Origin of the sequence: Gordonia sp. NPDC003585 (assembly GCF_040610755.1) — a bacterium.
Taxonomy (GTDB): domain Bacteria; phylum Actinomycetota; class Actinomycetes; order Mycobacteriales; family Mycobacteriaceae; genus Gordonia.
In genome coordinates, this window is record NZ_JBEXMX010000109.1 from 1 (window position 1) to 14,536 (window position 14,536).

Annotated in this window: 13 protein-coding genes and 2 pseudogenes; 9 read left to right on the forward strand and 6 right to left on the reverse strand. The window is 66.5% G+C overall.

Annotated elements, in window-relative coordinates; genetic code table 11:
- From ABZW74_RS21985 to ABZW74_RS21995, 3 genes and pseudogenes are all read left to right on the forward strand, one after another.
- Window positions 1-466, forward strand: a pseudogene (locus tag ABZW74_RS21985) (allophanate hydrolase subunit 2 family protein); the annotation flags it as partial.
- A gap of 46 nt (window positions 467-512) precedes the next feature.
- Window positions 513-1,589: an oxygenase MpaB family protein gene (locus tag ABZW74_RS21990; protein WP_240857662.1), complete on the forward strand. Its 1,077-nt coding sequence runs from the start codon at window positions 513-515 to the stop codon at window positions 1,587-1,589.
- A pseudogene (locus tag ABZW74_RS21995) lies at window positions 1,589-2,564 on the forward strand (oxygenase MpaB family protein). Before ABZW74_RS21990 ends, ABZW74_RS21995 begins: the two are co-directional and overlap by 1 nt.
- A 1-nt stretch (window position 2,565) precedes the next feature.
- Here the strand turns inward: ABZW74_RS21995 and ABZW74_RS22000 are convergent.
- The 3 genes from ABZW74_RS22000 to pdxH all read right to left on the reverse strand — a co-directional run bounded on the left by ABZW74_RS22000 (window position 2,566) and on the right by pdxH (window position 5,818).
- Window positions 2,566-3,639: a 2-oxoglutarate and iron-dependent oxygenase domain-containing protein gene (locus tag ABZW74_RS22000; protein ID WP_355279350.1), complete on the reverse strand. Its 1,074-nt coding sequence runs from the start codon at window positions 3,637-3,639 to the stop codon at window positions 2,566-2,568.
- Between the two features lie 28 nt (window positions 3,640-3,667).
- A complete protein-coding gene (locus ABZW74_RS22005) occupies window positions 3,668-4,963 on the reverse strand; it encodes an MFS transporter (RefSeq protein WP_355279353.1) in 1,296 nt (431 codons plus the stop codon).
- Between the two features lie 129 nt (window positions 4,964-5,092).
- On the reverse strand, window positions 5,093-5,818 hold the full coding sequence (pdxH, locus tag ABZW74_RS22010) for a pyridoxamine 5'-phosphate oxidase (RefSeq protein WP_355279355.1): 726 nt from the start codon (window positions 5,816-5,818) through the stop codon (window positions 5,093-5,095).
- 109 nt (window positions 5,819-5,927) lie between these two features.
- Here pdxH and ABZW74_RS22015 point away from each other — a divergent pair, with 109 nt between their 5' ends.
- On the forward strand, window positions 5,928-7,055 hold the full coding sequence (locus ABZW74_RS22015) for a citrate synthase 2 (protein WP_240857666.1): 1,128 nt from the start codon (window positions 5,928-5,930) through the stop codon (window positions 7,053-7,055).
- A 71-nt stretch (window positions 7,056-7,126) separates the two neighbouring features.
- Here ABZW74_RS22015 and ABZW74_RS22020 read toward each other — a convergent pair whose 3' ends face one another.
- From ABZW74_RS22020 to ABZW74_RS22030, 3 genes are read right to left on the reverse strand one after another with little or no spacing between them, the layout of a single operon-like run.
- Entirely contained in the window at window positions 7,127-8,749 is a 1,623-nt protein-coding gene (locus tag ABZW74_RS22020; RefSeq protein WP_355279358.1) for an ABC transporter permease, read from the reverse strand.
- Window positions 8,749-9,642, reverse strand: coding sequence for an ABC transporter ATP-binding protein (locus ABZW74_RS22025; protein ID WP_240857669.1), 894 nt, complete (start codon window positions 9,640-9,642; stop codon window positions 8,749-8,751). The genes ABZW74_RS22020 and ABZW74_RS22025 overlap by 1 nt, the downstream gene beginning before the upstream one ends.
- Entirely contained in the window at window positions 9,639-10,310 is a 672-nt protein-coding gene (locus tag ABZW74_RS22030; protein WP_240857670.1) for a TetR family transcriptional regulator, read from the reverse strand. Before ABZW74_RS22030 ends, ABZW74_RS22025 begins: the two co-directional genes overlap by 4 nt.
- A gap of 131 nt (window positions 10,311-10,441) precedes the next feature.
- Here ABZW74_RS22030 and ABZW74_RS22035 point away from each other — a divergent pair, with 131 nt between their 5' ends.
- From ABZW74_RS22035 to ABZW74_RS22055, 5 genes are all read left to right on the forward strand, one after another.
- Window positions 10,442-10,720, forward strand: a complete 279-nt coding sequence (locus tag ABZW74_RS22035; RefSeq protein ID WP_355279361.1) for a hypothetical protein — start codon at window positions 10,442-10,444, stop codon at window positions 10,718-10,720.
- 84 nt (window positions 10,721-10,804) lie between these two features.
- Window positions 10,805-11,155, forward strand: coding sequence for a hypothetical protein (locus ABZW74_RS22040; RefSeq protein WP_355279363.1), 351 nt, complete (start codon window positions 10,805-10,807; stop codon window positions 11,153-11,155).
- Window positions 11,156-11,186: 31 nt separating this feature from the next.
- Window positions 11,187-12,332, forward strand: a complete 1,146-nt coding sequence (gene serC / locus ABZW74_RS22045) for a phosphoserine transaminase (protein WP_240857672.1) — start codon at window positions 11,187-11,189, stop codon at window positions 12,330-12,332.
- 188 nt (window positions 12,333-12,520) lie between these two features.
- A complete protein-coding gene (gene sepH, locus ABZW74_RS22050; protein ID WP_355279365.1) occupies window positions 12,521-13,609 on the forward strand; it encodes a septation protein SepH in 1,089 nt (362 codons plus the stop codon).
- Between the two features lie 3 nt (window positions 13,610-13,612).
- Window positions 13,613-14,389 (forward strand): hypothetical protein, encoded by a 777-nt coding sequence (locus tag ABZW74_RS22055; RefSeq protein ID WP_240857674.1) that lies wholly within the window; start codon window positions 13,613-13,615, stop codon window positions 14,387-14,389.
- Window positions 14,390-14,536: the final 147 nt, after the last annotated feature.

Here is a 14,536-nt window from a genome sequence, read left to right on the forward strand (position 1 = left end):
GGGTTTGGGTCCCGACGCGCTGGCCGCCGGCGACCGGCTGCCGGTCGGCACGGACGCCGGCGAGTGGCCGGAGGTGTCGTCGGCGCCGCGGGACTCCACACACGCAGCGGTGCCAGTACTCATCTGCTCCCCCGGTCCGCGCACCAGCCACGTCGCAGAACCCGCCGCGCTGTTCACGGGGCGCTGGGAAGTGGGAGCGGAGAGTAACCGCGTGGGCGTCCGGCTCGGCCGAATTCAGAACTCCGACGAGCCGTTGATCACACATCGTCCGGACGCCGAGGAACTGCGATCCGAGGGCATCGTGCACGGATCGGTCCAGGTCCCGCCCAACGGGCGGCCGGTCATCTTCCTCGCCGATCACCCGGTGACCGGCGGCTATCCGGTGATCGCGGTCCTCGACGCCGCGTCGATCGATCTCGCGGCGCAGCTGGTCCCTGGTTCGACGATCCGGTTCCGACGACGCTGACCCGGCTCGTTGACACCTGATTGAGACGAACATAAACTTTCGTCTCATGACCGAGCTTCTCAACGACTCCGCGGCCACCTGCCCGATGCACCACATGGACGACGAGGGCTCGATTGGTGCCGACACGATCGCCACCACCGGCGCCAAGAACACCAGCGAGTACCCGCCCTTGGGTCCCGACTCCCTCACCTGGCAGATCTGGGGCACCTGGACCGGCATGTTCCAGGGACTGTGGGCCGGTTCGATGCAGAACATGCACCCCAAGCTCGGCGCCGCCGTCTGGGACCACTCGGACTTTTTCGGCGAACGCTGGCAGCGCCTGATGCGGTCGCTGTATCCCATCAGCGGCGTCGTCTTCGACAGCGTGGCCGGCGCGGAGACCGGGCACGAGGTGCGTGACTACCATCGCGAGATCAAGGGCACGATGCCCGACGGCTCGCGCTACCACGCTCTCGATCCCGACGTCTTCTACTGGGCACATGCAACCTTCTGGTACGGCAACGTCCGCCTCTGCGAGCGGTTCGGTCCGTGGCTCACCGAGGACCAGAAGCGGCAACTGTTCGAGGAGTCCAAGGCCTGGTACGCCCAGTACGGCGTGTCCATGCGCCCGGTCCCGGAAACCTACGAGGACTTCCTCGAGTACTGGGACCACATGTGCCGCAACGTTCTTCGCGACCACGAGTCGGTTCGGGTGGTCCTCGACATCTCCGTGCTCCCGCCGCCGCCGTTCCTGTCGTTCATCCCCGACGGCATCTGGCACAAGTTCATGGTGCCCACCAATCAGCGGTTCTTCACCTGGCTGACCACCGGCTTCTACGACGAGTCGATCCGCGAGATGATGAACCTGCCGTGGACCGAGCGCGACGAGCGACGTTTCCGGCTGCTGGGCAAGGTCGTCAACCTCGTGATGCACCGCCTGACCCCGAAACGCTATCTGCGCCATCCTCGTCCGCGTGACGCCTGGGATCGGGTCAGCGGCCGCGTCGCCAAGGACGCTCCGCTGGTGCAGACACCGGCGCGCAACCTGCCGCCGGAGAACGAACGCGACAATCCGATGCATTACTGCCCGGTCGGCGCCGCCCGGCGAGCCACCTACCCGGGCCATGTCAGCGAAACCCGTTGATGTCGGCCGACGTCGAGCAACGGTCGGCTGATTCGTACACACCGCTCGGACCGGATTCGGCCACGTGGCACTTCTTTGGCGACTGGCGTGGCATGGTGTCGGGACTGTGGTCTGGCTCGATGCAGAACATGCACCCGAAACTCGGTGCGGCCGTGTGGGATCACTCGGATTTCTTCGGCGAACGATGGCAGCGCCTGATGCGCTCCCTGTACCCGATCATGGGCACCGTGTTCGACGGCACCACCGACACCGGTCACGAGGTTCGCGACTATCACCGCACCGTCAAGGGTGTGACGGAGGACGGGTCTCGTTATCACGCGCTCGATCCCGACGTCTTCTATTGGGCACACGCCACGTTTTGGTACGGGGCGGTCCGCAGTGCCGAGATCTTCGGTCCGCGCATCACCGAAGAACAGAAGCGACAGCTGTTCTCCGAATCGCAGACCTGGTATGCGATGTACGGGGTATCGATGCGGCCCTGCCCGGACACCTACGGAGTTCCTCGAGTACTGGGACCACATGTGCCGCAACGTTCTTCGTGACCATGCCGCCGTGCGGACCGTTCTGGACATCTCCACCTTGCCACCGCGGCCGTTCATGTCGTGGGTGCCTGCACCGATGTGGCGGCGCATCTCGGTGGGGCCGCAACGCTTCTTCGGCTGGATCACCACCGGCCTCTACGACGAGCCGGTGCGCGAGATGATGGGCTTGAGTTGGTCGGAGCGCGACCAGCGGTGGTTCGTCCGGTTCGGCAAGCTGGTCGCGTTCGTCATGGCCGCAACGCCGCGTCGCTATCGGCTGCATCCCCGCGCCCGCGACGCCTGGGACCGGGTGAATGGTCGCGTCGCCGCCGACGCCCCGCTGGTCGAATCACCGACGCGGAATCTGCCACCGGAATCCGAACGCGACAATCCCATGCACTACTGCCCCGTGCACGCTGCGCGTCGTGCCACCTATCCGGGGCACGTCAGCTGATCTACTGCTGGCCGAGACCGCGCTGCATCGCGCGCTGGACTCGGGCAGCCTCCCGCTTGGCGTATGGATTCGATTGTCCCGCACGCGAACCCGCCAACTTGGCGCCGATGTGCTCGCCGACGGTGATCGGCGAGTAGCGGCTGCCCGCGCCGACGCAGGACGGCAAGGTGGAGATCGTCGCGTCGATGTTGCCGTCGTGGAAGTAGGCCGCCGAACGTCGACGCTGGATGGTGCCGTCGACGATGGGTGGTTTGACCCGATGCAGCGTCGACATCCAGCGTTCGTTGGTCCAGCGCGCCATCAGGTCGCCGAGATTGATCAGCAGCGCTCCCTCGGTGGGTGTGACGTCCTGCCACTGTCCGTTAGGGTCGAGCACCTGCAGGCCGCGGACCTGATCGGCCCACAGCACGGTGACGATGCCGTAGTCCGTGTGCTCGCCCATCCCGGTCAGTTCACCATCCAGCGTTACCTCACCCGGCTCGAGCGCGTAGTTGTTCATGCGCAGGACATCGAGCGAATGGTCGGTGTAGCCGTCGAAGAAGTCCGGCGGGAGGTCGAGGGCGTCGGCGAAGATCCGCGTCAGGGTGTGCGCCACGCGTCGGGCCTCGGAGAAATAGGTCGACACCGCGGCCTGGAAGTGGTCGACCTGCGGCCAGGTGTTGTCGGCGTACTGATCGGCGGGGAGTTCCAGCTCGGGATACTCGCCCGCCTCGACGCCGACATTGAACGCCTCGAAGAAATCGTTCATCCCGGCCGCCGACTCGAGGCCGAGACTCAGCGACAGCGACTCCGATTTCGGCGGCGCATACCCGCGGTTGATCTCCGGCGCAGTGCGATAGGCCTTCTTGGCCTCGAGCGGCAGGGCGAAGAAGTCGTCCATCACCGCGGTGAACTCGTCGATCACCGCGGACGGGATCTCGTGACCGACGATCTGGATGAAGCCAACGGAACTGGCTGCGTCGTCGATCTGGGCGGCCACCACCGCACGGTCGGCCGGAGTCCCGTTGGCGGTGTACGCGCTGATGTCGACGATGGGCACACGAAAACCGGTGGTGGCGGCGGTCATGGCATCCATGGTGACATCGAATCGGCAAACGCGCTGATCAGGCCGTGGGCGGTGTGGCGTCGCGTCCCTTCGGCTGCCCGACGCGGTAGCGCACGAAGGCCGGAATCAGCAGCGCCGCAACGATGGTCAGCACCACCACGCCAATGCCGCCGAACGTTGTCGTCACCGCGACGCCGAAGGACGCGGCCGCCGCACCATGTAACACGTCCGCGATCCGCGGTCCACCCGCGACAACCACGATGAAGACGCCCTGCAGACGACCCCGCACCTCGTCGGTGGCGGCGGCGAGCAGGATCGACTGGCGGAACGCGGCCGACGCCATGTCGGCGGCACCGCCGATCATCAGCAGGACAAGCGTGATCGGAAGCATCGGGATGGCCGTCCCTCCGGCGAGGCCGACGGCGATGCCCGTCCCGGTGATCGCCAGACCCCAGATGATGATGCAGACGATCACCGCGAGCCCCTGCCGCTTGACCCGTGTGACCCAGCCGGAGAAGATTCCGCCGACCACCGCGCCCGCCGATATGGCAGTGAACAGCAGCGCAAACGCCCAGCCGCCCTCCGTTGGACCACCGAAATTCTCGTGCGCCATCTGCGGGAACAAGGCCCGCGGCATGCCGAAGATCATCGCGATGAGATCCACCAGGAACGACGCGAGCAGGATCTTGTGGCCGCCCAGGTAGCGCAGCCCATCGATCACCGACCGCAGGCCGGGCACCTTGGGCGCGTCGTCGCTCTCGGGTCGCAACGACGGCAGCCGGATGACGGCCCACAGCGTCGGGATCAGGAAGATCGTGTCGAGGAAGTAGAGCAGCGAATAGCCGAGCACAGGGATCATGGCTCCGCCGACCAGCGGCCCGGCGATCGCGCCCGCCTGCATCACCGTCATGTTGAGCGACAGCGCCGCCGGGAGCTCACGATCGTCGAGCAGCCGCGGGAGCACGGCCGTCCGCGTCGGCTGGTTGATGGCGAAGAATGCCTGCTGAATTGCGAAGAGCACCAGGATGATCCAGACATTCCGGACACCCATGGCCGACTGTGCCCAGAAGAGAGCACTACAGACGATCAGGCCGGACGTGGTGATGACGAGCAGCGTCCGACGGTCGAAGACGTCGGCGAGCGCGCCTCCCCACAACCCGAAGACAACCAACGGCACCAGACCGAACACGCCCGTCAGGCCGACGTAGGCCGAACTCCCCGTCATGACGTAGATCTGTGCGGGCACCGCGACGATGGTCAGCTGTGCCCCGATGACCGTGATGATGTTGGCCGTCCACAACCGCCGGAAGTACGGATTCTGCAGCGGGGTGGTGTCGGCGAGAAGACGTCGCACCAGAGAAGCTTAGGCGAGGTAACGGTTGGAAAGCTGTACTCCCCAGTCCGACGAACTGCACTGTGCACTCGGCCGGGCCGGCTCGTACAGATTCCCGCAGGTCAATGGACGGTCACCGGACCCAACGAGTCAGGGCTGAAGCCGGGCCGCATGCCAGCCGTCGTCGGAGTGCGTGAGTCGTACCCGGTTGTGCAGGCGATTCGCCCGGCCCTGCCAGAACTCGACGACGGTCGGAATCAGCCGGAACCCACCCCAGGTGGGTGGCACCGGAACGTCTGCGTCGCCGTCGAACCCACCGAACTGCTCGGCCACGGCAGCGGCCTTCGCCTCGAGGTCGGGGCGGGTGCCGATGGGCCGGGACTGGTCGGAGGCCAGGGCCGACAGTTGCGAGCCGCGCGGCCGGTTGAACCAGTAGGCCTCGGTTTCCTCCATGCTCACGTGCTCGACGGGTCCACGGAAATGCACCTGACGCTCGAGGGCGATCCACGGAAACGTCACCGACGCGAACGGATGGGCGGCGAGGTCACGGCCCTTGTCGGAGTCGTAGCCGGTGAAGAAGACGATGCCACTCGCGTCGACCCCCTTGCACAGGACGGTGCGGGTGGCGGGATGACCCTCGGCGTCGGTGGTGCCCAGCACCATGGCATTCGGTTCGGCGATGCGCGCGTCGACTGCTTCGCGCAGCCACACCGTGAACAGCTCGAGCCAGGGCGGATCACCACGTAGCCAACTCGGGTCCAGATTCTCGCGGATGCCGTCGGCACCGGCGGCGCGGTCCCCTTCGCCGATATTCGGCGGAATACCGCCGCCATACCCGACGCGCATGTTCGGAAGGTCTATCGGTTGGTCCGCCACCCTTGGAAAGGCTACTCCCCGGTATGCCGACGGGGGCGGACTGTCCTACAGTTCAGTTAGTTCGTATCAACTCAGCACACGATGGCGTGTCGACGAGGGGTAGATCAGCATGTCCAACACGGTTCCCGACGACTTCGTCCCCGGTCTGGAAGGCGTGGTGGCGTTCACCACCGACATCGCCGAACCCGACAAGGATGGCGGCAATCTCCGCTACCGCGGCGTCGACATCGAAGACCTCGTCGAGAACAAGGTCACCTTCGCCGACGTGTGGGCGCTGCTCGTCGACGGGAAGTTCGGGGACGGATTGCCGCCCGCCGAACCGTTCCCGCTGCCCATCCACACCGGCGACGTGCGCGTAGACGTACAAGCCGCACTGGCGATGCTCGCCCCGATCTGGGGTTACGAACCACTTCTCGACATCGACGACGCCACCGCGCGCGAGAATCTCGCCCGGGCGTCGGTGATGGCGCTGTCGTACGTCGCGCAGTCGGCGCGCGGCATCCATCAGCCAGCGGTACCGCAACACGTCATCGACGAATGCGACACCGTCACCGCGCGATTCATGACCCGATGGAAGGGCGACCCGGACCCGCGTCACATCGCGGCGATCGACGCCTACTGGGTGAGCGCCGCCGAACACGGACTCAACGCGTCGACATTCACCGCGCGGGTGATCGCGTCGACCGGCGCCGACGTCGCGGCATCGTTGTCGGGCGCGATCGGCGCGATGTCGGGACCGCTGCACGGTGGGGCTCCGGCGCGAGTACTACCGATGATCGAGGAGGTCGAGGAGACCGGCGACGCGCGCGCATTGGTCAAGGGCATCCTCGACCGCAAGGAGAAGCTGATGGGCTTCGGCCACCGGGTATACCGGGCCGAGGACCCGCGTGCACGCGTATTGCGTCGCACCGCAAAGGATCTCGGCGTTCCACGCTACGAGGTGGCGGCCGCGTTGGAGCAGGCCGCCCTCACCGAATTGCGTGAGCGTCGTCCCGACCGCGCGATCGAGACCAACGTCGAGTTCTGGGCCGCGGTGATCCTGGACTTCGCCGAGGTCCCCACGCACATGATGCCCGCCATGTTCACGTGTGGCCGCACCGCCGGCTGGTGTGCGCACATCCTCGAGCAGAAGCGTCTCGGCAAGCTGGTACGACCCGCCGCGATCTACACCGGCCCCGCACCGCGACGCCCGGAGGACGTCGAAGGCTGGGGCGATGTGGTGAAACCCGGTCTCTGACAACCTGAATTCGGATTCGTAGCAATAGTGAGCTCGAGACGCGCACTGATGCTACCGATTCGAAGTCACGGTCAGCCGACGTCGCGACGGCGGAAGGCAGCCCATCCCGCGACCGTCACCACTGCGGCGACACACAGCATCACGACGATCGGGGTCCACTGCATCCGCGCGACCGGGACCTGCGGTGTGTGCGTGAACGGCGAGAGGTCTTCGGCCCACTGCGGGAGACCGAACATCCCCGACAACGGACCCAAGAACAGTGCGGCGATCACCAGAATCCACCCGGCCGGCACGAGTGACGATCGAAAACCGTACAGCGCCAGAGCAACAGAGGCCATGACGAGCGATGCCGGAATCTGGGCCGCGCCGGCGCGCAGGGCATCGGAGCCGGCCGACGACCAATTGCCGCCCGCGATCGCATTCCCGACCGTCATCGCCGCGACCGCCAACAGCAGGATCACCACCACACCGCCCGCCGCGATCGTGACATAGGCGAGGTGCTGGCGGGTGCGCGACGTCGGACTGGACAGGATCAGCTCGGTTCTCGACGACTCCTCTTCCGCACGCATACGGGTGGCAACATTCACCGCCCACGCACTCGCGGCGACCGCGAAGAACCCCATCATCGTCATCCCGAACAGTGTGCTCAGGTCTGCGCCGAGCTCGGAGGATCGCACGACATCCTCGAAAGGTGAATTGCCCGACGCCAATTGCTCGACGGAGGGCTGCATGAACCCGACGATGAGCCCGTATGCCGCCACCCCACCAGCCCATGACGCGAGCAACGGCACCGTCAGCCACCCGTGGATCGACAGCACCGACCGCAGTCGGTCCGACGACGCCGGCCCTGGCCGCGGGGCGATGAGTCCAGCGCCGATATCGCGCCGCATCACCACGCCGCACGCCAACGCCAGGCCGAAGACGAACACCGCCATCGACGCGAGCGCGAACCACAGGTTGTTGGCGCCGAACGGGTCGATCAACTGCGCCCAGCCCAGCGGAGTGACCCACCGCAGCCAATCCCAGCCGTCGATCGCGTCCGCGACCCCGCGCAAGAGATAGCCCACCAACACCACCGACGCGGCCGCCAAGTTCGCGATGTGCGAGGTCTTCGCCACCTGCGCCGTGACGAGCGCAGCCCCGGCCGCAGCCAGACCCGTCGTCGCATACTGGGCAAACACCGCGACCACATCCATCGGGCCCGCACCGAGCGGAAACAGCATGAGCGACATACCCAATGCCACGACCACCGAGAACAGCAGAGCGGTGACGGCCGCCGCGACCACGGGCGCCAGCGGCCCGGTGACCGACGCCCGCAACAGTTCGGTTCGCCCGAGTTCCTCCTCCTTGCGGGTCTGGCGAACCACCAGAAGCACCACACAGACACCGAGCGCGGCGATCATGAACAGGCCGGCCCGCCACACGGTCATCGACGCGGTGGAATCGATGTGGTCCAGCGGTCCGAGCAGGAACCGGAACGCGGCATTGCCGCCGAGACCCGCTTGCGCTCCGAGCCTTTCCTGGGTCGTCGAATACCCACTGGCGATCGATGCTGCCGTCGACACGTTCAGCGCCACGAACACCACGAACGTGATCAGCATCGTCCAGCGCTCGCGACGCAGCATGAGCCGCAGCAGTTTCCCCGTGTTGGCGAACGCGTCCCGGGAGATCAACAATTCGGCAGGTGCAGTCATCACGCCTCCGAATATGCTTGCAGGAAAAGCTCTTCCAGACTGGGCGGTTCGACCGCGAGCGCTGTCACACCTTGATTGGCCAGCGCACGCGTGACCTCGGCAAGACCGGATTCGTCGACGGTGAACGTCGCCTGGTGGCCGTCGATGACCAGATCGTGGACGGCGGCAAGACGTTCGAGGCCCGCCGGATCGTCGCGGAGGGTGACCGTGACGCGCGACCGCCGAAGATGCCGCAGCTCGGTCAGCGTGCCCGACCGCACCGTCTTGCCGGCCCGGATGATGGTCACCGTTTCGCACAGTTCCTCGACCTCGGCGAGGATGTGGCTCGACATCAGAACCGCGGATCCCGTTGCGGCCCTCTCCCGTACACACTGCGTGAACTCACGTGTCATCAGCGGGTCGAGTCCGGAGGTCGGTTCGTCGAGGATCAGCAGTTCACTGTCCGAACACAGCGCGGCGACGAGCGCGACCTTCTGCCGGTTACCCTTCGACAACGTCGACGCCTTCTTGGTGGGGTCGAGTTCGAATCGTTCGATGAGTTCGGCTTTGCGAGTGGCAGATTGGGAGCGAACCTCGCGCAAGGAGAGCAGAAGATCGATACATTCGCCGCCGGTGAGTTGCGGCCACAGATTGACATCGCCCGGCACATAGGCGAGGCGCCGATGGATCGCCACCGCATCGGTCAGCGGATGCCGTCCGAATACCTTTGCGGTACCGCCGTCGTGGCGGTACATGCCCAGCAGAATCCGGATCGTCGTCGACTTCCCCGAACCGTTGGGGCCGAGGAATCCCGCGACCTCCCCGGGTTCGACGGTGAGATCCAGGCCGTCGAGAGCGTGAAATCTCCCGAACCGCTTGCGAAGTCCCGCAACCTCGATCACCGGAGTGTTCATTGACCTTCGTCCTCTCGGTTGGCGCCGGTCCGGTGCGCGAGCACCGCATCGAGCAAACTCTCGTCGGCCATCACGCCGTGGACCGCCAGTTCGGTGGCGGGGACCACCACCCGATCGACGTAGGACCGCAGGATGGCTCCGGCATCCGACCAGTCGTCGGGCGGATACATCACGACGTCGACGAGGAGCGCCCCCATCGACTGCGCGAGCAGGTAGCGGGCGCGGGCGGCCTCGTCGATCGCGGGTTTGACGGTGCCCGCGGCCACGCCCGCCCGTAAGGTCGCCTCGCCGTCGGTGGCGAGGTGGTCGAGAAGCTCGCGCGCCATCGCACCACCGGACTGGAGGCTCCGCACGATGTAGATGATGCGCGGGCCACTGTCTTCGACGGTGTCCATCTGGGCCAACAACGCCCCGAACGGCGATGCACCTGCGTCCTTCTCGAGGCTCCGCCGGTTGTCGTCGCGGGTGCGGGTCAGGACATACGAGTCGCACTCGGCGCGGAGATTGTCCTTGCTGCCGAAGTGGTGGATCACCAGCCCCGGACTGACCGACGCGGCGTCGGCGATCGTGCGCACCGTCGCGTCGAAGCCGTCACGGGCAAACACCTCGATCGCCGCGTCACGTATCCGTGCACGCGTCGTTCGGTCGTCGGCCGTGGTTGAACGCACGTTTAATACGTTAAACGCGCGTTCAGTCCCGGTCAAGGGTGAGATGTCGGCCAACGTCATCCCGGCGCATGACGATCCGGGCGACCGTGCCCGAGACCGCCTAAACTCGCAGGCAGCAGACAGGGAGCGCCATGCGGTCGATCACGACGATCTTCACCGACGAGGGACCGGAACTGTCTGCGGACGAACAATCGGCGGCAGTGGGCGAAGCCCGGCGGCTCGCACTCGCGTCGTTGGGGACGTTCCGGACCGTTCACATCCAGTACCGCAGCTATCGCCGCAGCGCAGGCCACCGATTCATGGCCTTCCCCGAGTGGCGTGCCCACTACCGCCAGGCCCAACGCGGCTTCATGGCGAACGCCCCCAAGGACCCGACCCACGGGATACCACCGGGCGGCTTCGGATACTGACGAGTCGCGTCGGCTGTCGACATCGGCGATACGTCGTCGAACAGGCCCGCCTGGGGTGTACCCGCTGCCGATCGCGGTGTGACGGTGACCGGCCCCGTCGGCCTGCGCATCCTGGGAAGGTCGAGGTTGTTCCGGTACGAGATCCGGTGCTGGCGCGACGGCCCGATCCCCGACCTCGCGTACGCGATCGCAAGCCACTCCGTCCCCGACGACGAGACCGTTGCACGGAGCGTCGTCGAACTCACCGCGTCGGTTCCTGCGCACGTCTGGGGCCGACGTGCACCCGGGACGTCGGAGATGTGGAACTCGAACGCTGTCCTGGCCTGGCTGTTGACGGCGAGCGGCGTCGACACCGAGGACGCGGGATTGCCCGACGGTTGCCGCGCGCCCGGTTGGCGGGCCGGGATCGACGCGGCGACCAGGGCCGCACCATAGTGGTCGCGGTCACAACCCTAGAATTGCGAGCATGAGCGATACCGCCACCGCACCCATCACCCTGCCCGCCGATCTGTTGCCTGCCGACGGTCGCTTCGGTTGCGGGCCGTCGAAGGTGCGTCCCGAACAGCTGCAGTCGCTGGTCGACACCGGTGCATCGGTGTTCGGCACCAGCCATCGTCAGGCGCCGGTGAAGAACGTCGTCGGCTCCATTCGCGCCGGTCTCGCCGACCTGTTCTCGCTGCCCGACGGCTACGAGGTGGTGCTGTCCAACGGCGGCACCACCGCGTTCTGGGATGCCGCGGCGTTCGGCCTGATCAAGCGTCGGTCGCTGCACCTCACCTACGGCGAGTTCTCATCGAAGTTCGCGACGGTCGCCAAGAAGGCACCGTTCCTCGATTCGCCTGCGGTCATCTCCACCGAGCCCGGCACCGCCCCCGATCCGGCCGCGCTGACCGCCGATGACTTCGGCGGCGTCGACCTGATCGGCTGGGCACACAACGAGACGTCGACCGGCGTGGCCGTGCCGGTGGTCCGCCCCGCCGAGTCCGACGACGCGCTCATCGCGATCGACGCGACCTCGGGTGCGGGCGGTCTTCCGGTGAACATCGCCGACGCCGACGTCTACTACTTCGCGCCGCAGAAGTGCTTCGCCTCCGACGGCGGACTCTGGGTTGCACTGATGAGCCCGGCCGCCCTCGAGCGGGTCGCACGCATCGCGGAGACCGACCGCTGGTGCCCGGAGTTCCTGTCGCTGCCGACCGCGGTCGACAACAGCAGCAAGAACCAGACCTACAACACGCCTGCCGTCGGATCGCTGCTGCTGTTCGCGAATCAGATCGAGTGGATGAACGGCAACGGCGGACTCGACTGGTGTGTGTCGCGCACCGCTGACTCCTCTTCGCGGCTCTACGACTGGGCGCAGGCGAGCGAGTTCGCGACACCGTTCGTCGCGGAGCCGTCGAATCGCAGCCAGGTGGTCGGCACCATCGACTTCGACGACGAGGTGGACGCCGCGGCCGTCGCGAAGACGTTGCGCGCCAACGGGGTTGTCGACACCGAGCCGTACCGCAAGCTCGGCCGCAACCAGCTGCGCATCGGCATGTTCCCGGCCATCGATCCCGAGGACGTCACCAAACTGACCCAGTGCATCGACTACATCGTCGAGCGTCTCTGACCGACGCCGCCCCGTGTGAGCGGGGTTGACTTCGCGCGTACCGTGGACACCAATGACCACATCGATCACGCGTGTATCTATGGCCACAGTAGTTCTGAACTGCGGTTTTGCCGCGTGTCAACCGTGGATTCATCAGAGCAACGGTTAGTGTGGCGATGGAATTGCAGCACTCAGCGGAGGAGGAGCAGATGCGTGAGCTCCGGGTCGTCGGGGTAGAAACCGATGGCGCGCATGTGATCTGCCAGGATCCTGAGTCCGGTGAGAAGTTCCGCGTCGCCTCCGACGAACGTCTGCGAGCCGCGGCCCGCGGCGACATCTCACGATTGGGACAGATCGAGATCGAGATGGAAAGTGCACTGAGACCCCGCGAAATCCAAGCACGCATCCGGGCGGGAGCCACGGTCGCCGAAGTCGCGGCCATCGCCGGGGCGCCGGTCGACAAGATCGAACGCTTCGCCCATCCGGTGCTCCTGGAGCGCACCCGCGCCGCCGAACTGGCCGGCCACGCTCACCCGATCAGACACGACGGCCCGTCACTGTCGACCCTCGACGAGTCCGTCACCGAAGCGCTCATGGCCTACGGCCAGAATCCGCAGGACGCAGCCTGGGACGCGTGGAAGGGCGAGGACGGATACTGGGTCGTCCAGGTGACCTGGCAGGTCGGACGCTCGGACAACGCTGCGCACTGGCGCTTCCAACCGGGCTCCCACGGCGGCACCGTCGACCCTCTCGACGACCTCGCCGACGAGCTCAGCCACCCGGAATGGATTGCCCCGCGACGTCGCCTGACTCCGGTTGCGACCCCCGAGCTGACCCCGCCGGTCGACGTCGCCGCCGATGGACATGAGGCGGTCACGGTCGACGCCAACTCCGTGATCGGCGCCCAACGCGCCCGACTCGAACGTCGGCTCCCCGACTCCGACGCACACGGCACGGTCCCCTTCGATTTCGACGCGATCGATGACGAGTCGCATCAGGTTCCGCCGTCGAACCAATCCGACGATCATTCGGCGACCGTGCATTCGACCACAGACTTCACGGTCGCGGACCCCGATCCCCGCGTCGGGCCCGGGGACGTTTCCGAGCCCGACGCGGCCCCCAGCGACCCGACGCCCGCGCAGGATTCCTCCACCGAGGAGTCTGCTGTCGACCCCATCCCGGCAGGTGCCGACAGCGGCCCGGCCGATCACAAGCAGCGTCGACGCAAATCGCGTAAACCCGCGGTGCCTGCGTGGGAGGACGTACTGCTCGGCGTGCGCAGCAACGGGAGCAGCTGACCGGTGGCCGCGCGCGCCGTCACGCTCTGGTTCATCGACACCGACCAACCCGTCGATGCGCTCAGGGCCCACGTCGAGCAGGGCCTTCCCAACGACGTCGGACACGCGCAGGAGCTTGCGACCCAGATCTTCGGCGACAGCGTCCTCGTGCCTGCCATCGACACCGACCTGGTCACTGCTGCCGGCGCGCAGGACTCCCACGTCTACGCCGGCTGCTACGGACCGTTGGCCGTGGTGTCGTGTTCCCTGTTCGCGACGCGACGACCGTCCACCCTCACCCGCACGATCGCCACGATCCGCCCGAGCGCGGTGTCGACCTTGCTGTGGACCAACCCCGACGACTCCCTCGGCGTGTTCGCCCGATGGGAATCGGGGAGCCTGCGCCGCTCGTTCGCCGCCGACCCGGTCAACATCGACGAGGACGAGGGACTGCCGTTCACCTTCGAGGGCCCGTTCTGGGGTGGTGAGGTTCCGCTGCGCTACGCCGAAGGTGTGCCCGCCGAACCGATGGCGCTGCCCTTCCATCCCTCGCAGTTCGCCGAGGAATCCAATCGGGCGTGGCTCGGATTCCGGTTCACCCCGCCCGTCGTCGAACCAGATCTCGATCCGCGTCGAATCCCGGTGACCGGCTTCGTGATCCACCCATCCGACTATGAGCCGACGGAAACCGATCTGTCGGCCTATCGCGATCAGAACGGTCCGAGCACACCCGTGACCGAGGAAGCCGAACCGGCACCGAAACGCGGACGGATCGCACGGTACTTCGGCTTCGGCGGCTGACTCGAAGAGTTGGTGACCGACCCCGCTGACCTGCGGAAATGTCGTGGTATCCTACCCGCAAAATCTCGGGGAAGAGTTTCTTCTTCCCCTACTTTTTGTGGCGGATCGCGCCCGACGACATGGGATCGATCCCCACCGCTGGCACCC

Coding starts and splice junctions, on each gene's coding strand:
- ABZW74_RS21990 (WP_240857662.1), top strand. CDS start 513: ATGACCGAGCTTCTCAACGACTCCGCGGCCACCTGCCCGATGCACCAC.
- ABZW74_RS22000 (WP_355279350.1), bottom strand. CDS start 3,639: ATGGATGCCATGACCGCCGCCACCACCGGTTTTCGTGTGCCCATCGTC.
- ABZW74_RS22015 (WP_240857666.1), top strand. CDS start 5,928: ATGTCCAACACGGTTCCCGACGACTTCGTCCCCGGTCTGGAAGGCGTG.
- ABZW74_RS22020 (WP_355279358.1), bottom strand. CDS start 8,749: ATGACTGCACCTGCCGAATTGTTGATCTCCCGGGACGCGTTCGCCAAC.
- ABZW74_RS22025 (WP_240857669.1), bottom strand. CDS start 9,642: ATGAACACTCCGGTGATCGAGGTTGCGGGACTTCGCAAGCGGTTCGGG.
- ABZW74_RS22035 (WP_355279361.1), top strand. CDS start 10,442: ATGCGGTCGATCACGACGATCTTCACCGACGAGGGACCGGAACTGTCT.
- serC (WP_240857672.1), top strand. CDS start 11,187: ATGAGCGATACCGCCACCGCACCCATCACCCTGCCCGCCGATCTGTTG.
- sepH (WP_355279365.1), top strand. CDS start 12,521: ATGCGTGAGCTCCGGGTCGTCGGGGTAGAAACCGATGGCGCGCATGTG.